This window comes from Mycobacterium helveticum (genome assembly GCF_007714205.1).
Taxonomy (GTDB): Bacteria; Actinomycetota; Actinomycetes; order Mycobacteriales; family Mycobacteriaceae; genus Mycobacterium; species Mycobacterium helveticum.
The window spans coordinates 1-3,212 of sequence record NZ_VMQU01000239.1; the positions used below are offsets into that span (position 1 = coordinate 1).

A 3,212-nucleotide genomic window follows, 5' to 3' on the forward strand; every position below is an offset into this window, starting at 1 on the left:
ACACTCCTTCTGCTCCGCCCAACGGCGGTCCGATGATGGACCACCCCGGACTTACACAGATGGAATGACACGCCCCGACGCTGCGCCAGCCGATCACCTCGGCGCGGGCCTCCGGCACCGTGATGGCCACCGACACGAGCTCAGATCGCGATGGCCCGGGGAACATCCCGACATCATCACCATGCCGCCGCATCGATCCGGCCGAAACGTCCTCACCCTGAGCGCCGGTACCCCCACTCCAACGTGGTCACCCTGAATGCCCGGCAACAGTGGGTCGGCCGAAGGCTTGCGTACTTGCACCTTTCCACCATCGTCGACGTGAGGTCGGCGACGACATAACAGAAGGCCGGCGTCTCCTTCGTCTCCGGGATCGGCCTCCCGGACGCGGTCCTCACTCCGCCTGTGCGGACCCGGAAGCCAGTACTCGCCTGGCCGACTCGACCAGGTGCTCCGCCGCGCGGTTCATCTTCTTCAACTCCGCTGAGGTCAGGTCCTGATGCGTATAGGCAGCCTTGTTCTTCAAGTTCAACAGCGTGTTCAGGTGCCGTTCGGATCCGCTGTCCGCCCGCTTCAGCAGAGCGACGGCCTCGTTATGGTTGCCGGTGTTCGAGTACGCACCGAGGCGGACGCAGCAGATCACGTCCGAGGCGGCAATGCCGGCGTCGACATATAGATCGCCGGCGGCGTTGGGCATCTCCTCTCCCAGATGATCAGCCGCGGCGAAGAACTCGTTCGCCTTGGACATGCGCCCCGCGGTGACCACGGCGTCGCAGTCGCGTTGTCCCGCCATCAGGACCTCCTCGCTGCCGGAGAATTACCAATCGGCCGCAACTGCGTGTTGAACCAGGCCCGTGTCCCAGCGACGGTCAGGCCCTGCTTGGCCACGTCACGAAGCAGGGGTTCACCGGCGGAGGCCGCGGCGTCGAGATCGTGTTCGGTGTACTCGACGACACGGGCGTCGTTGCCGGTCCACGCGGTGACTAGTCGGGCGAGCTCGGTCAGCTGCTGCTCCCACAGGTCTGGACTCTCGTCGTGACCATCGAGTTCGGGCGCGCAGGCGCGCACCAGAAACAGGTCAATGTCGCTGTCCAGGGTCATCCGGCCGGTAGCAGCGGACCCGAACACCGCGGCGTACTTCAGGTCCTTGCCCCAGCCCTCCAAGTGGGCCTCGATGCGCTCCAAGAAAATGGAGCTCAGCCGGGAGAGCGCCATAATCGGCTCGGCTGCAAGATGTTCGGTGTTGAGCCGATAGGTGTTTGTCCTTCCTACCTGATCGTGTAGCACTACGCCCTGGGCGGTGAGGCGGGTGAGGACCTTGCGGATGCCTTCGCCCGACACCGTGGTGAGGATGCGCTGGATCTGAGAGATCGTGAACGTGACATCAGCGCTTGCGAGGACGCCTAGGACATCGCCGTCCAACGTTGGCGTCACCGTGGCGAACGGCTTATTCAACTGCATCTTCAGTTCCTCCGCGCTCGAACTAAAGTTAGAGTAACACAACTATAGTTGCATTCTGGTGCGCAGAATATTATAGACGTAGACGCACCCTCGGGCCGGATGGTTGTGGTAGCTACGAGGCGCGCCTCAGAATGACGGCTTGAACCCCTTGACCAGCGGTCAAGTCGGAGCCAACAATCGACGTCGACAAGGAGGTCTTCATCGGACTTCGTACATCGACCACACGCCTCATTTGTCCAGTTCACGGCAGATTTGTTTGACCCCAGGCCGCGACAGCCCGACTGTCGCACAACGTTGTTTTCACCCCGATCGGCAGTCCACTATGGAGCCCGAGAGCTGCTTTCGAAACCGTCTGTGGTCCCAAGATGGCCCTCAAGCAGAACTCAGCGAAGGCTTGCCAGAAACAGCATCAACGCTGGTAAACCAAGGTTTCTGTGTTGTCGGGCTGACAGGATTTGAACCTGCGACCACTTGACCCCCAGGAAGCAGCGATAGCGCATACACGCAGCTCGCCGGCGGTTTCCGGCGTCAAGAAGCGAGGCATGACGTTCACTGACGCGCAGGTCGTTCAGCATCGCGCATGACGTGCGGTCCCAAAGTGGTCCCCGCAACCGCGCCTAACAGAGTGCGGGAATCATTTCTAGCTGATATCAGTTCTAGCTGATAGAATCGCCGACGTGCGGAAGTGGGAGGTTGATCTAACCCTCATTGAAACATGGATCGACAGCCTCGACGACGAGGAGTACGACCACCTGATCGCGGCGCTGGAGCAGTTGGAGGAATACGGACCGGTTACGCGCCGGCCATTTGTGGACACCCTCGAAGGATCGGCGCACCCGAACATGAAGGAACTCCGACCTCGCCCCACCAAGGGTGGAGCCCACATCCGGGTGCTCTTCGCCTCAGACATCCAGTCCCGAGCGATCATGCTCGTCGCCGGAGACAAAGCAGGGAACTGGACGAAGTGGTACGCGACGAACGTTCCCATCGCCGACCGCCTATTCACCGAAAACCAACAGAAGATGAAGCAGGCGGCCGCAGCCACAGTCACAGTCGCCAAGCCGAAGACAAGAAAGGGGAAGAAACGATGACCACGCTCGATGATCTTCGCCGTCGCCGTCCGGGCAACCGTGCCCGCATCGACGCAGTCAAGGAAGAGATGGATCGCGAGGTTGCGCAGTACCGTCTTCGAGAATTGCGGGAAGATGCCGGTTACACCCAGACCGCGCTCGCCGCAGCCATCGGTGTCGGGCAGAACCGCGTTTCGCAAATGGAGCACGGCGACCTGGGCACCAGCCGGGTCGACACACTCCGTAAGTACGTGGAGGCTACCGGTGGCGAGCTGGAGGTTGCGGTGAAGCGCCCAGACGGATCTCGCGTCTTACTGAGTCTCTAATTGGGTCCGCTAACGCGGGAATTCCGACGATATGATTCTGCGTTTGAGTCGGCCCGCGCAGCCGGAAGGACACCAAGTCAAAGCCAGGTTGAAGCACCCGCTGGTGGCCGGATGAAGTACCCACCCCGTGCGATTGGCCATCGCCTCCAGAGCTTCCCGACATGGCTTGCTCACGGCTTCCACCTGATGCGTCCACCCACGTACTCGCAACCGGTCGCATCAAAAATGCGCCCAAAACCTGGCGCCTCCGAGGAACGTACGGCGATCACTTAGTGGTCTGACCCGTTAATTCGTCGGGGGTTGTTGCCAGGCGGTGGGGTCGCCGAGGTAGAGGCCGCAGGCGCAGTCGAGGGCTTCT

4 protein-coding genes are annotated in these 3,212 nt (G+C 61.5%); 2 read left to right on the forward strand and 2 right to left on the reverse strand.

Going from position 1 to position 3,212, the window contains the following annotated elements:
- Positions 1-391: 391 nt before the first annotated feature.
- Positions 392-790, reverse strand: a complete 399-nt coding sequence (locus FPZ47_RS27035) for an intracellular growth attenuator family protein (RefSeq protein WP_144957284.1) — start codon at positions 788-790, stop codon at positions 392-394.
- Entirely contained in the window at positions 790-1,458 is a 669-nt protein-coding gene (locus FPZ47_RS27040; RefSeq protein WP_144957287.1) for a nucleotidyltransferase domain-containing protein, read from the reverse strand. The genes FPZ47_RS27035 and FPZ47_RS27040 overlap by 1 nt, the downstream gene beginning before the upstream one ends.
- Positions 1,459-2,135: 677 nt before the next feature.
- On the opposite strand from FPZ47_RS27040, the gene FPZ47_RS27045 reads away from it, so the two are divergent.
- Positions 2,136-2,549: a type II toxin-antitoxin system RelE/ParE family toxin gene (locus tag FPZ47_RS27045; RefSeq protein ID WP_144957291.1), complete on the forward strand. Its 414-nt coding sequence runs from the start codon at positions 2,136-2,138 to the stop codon at positions 2,547-2,549.
- A complete protein-coding gene (locus tag FPZ47_RS27050; RefSeq protein ID WP_144957293.1) occupies positions 2,546-2,854 on the forward strand; it encodes a helix-turn-helix domain-containing protein in 309 nt (102 codons plus the stop codon). The genes FPZ47_RS27045 and FPZ47_RS27050 overlap by 4 nt, the downstream gene beginning before the upstream one ends.
- The last annotated feature ends 358 nt before the right edge of the window (positions 2,855-3,212 follow it).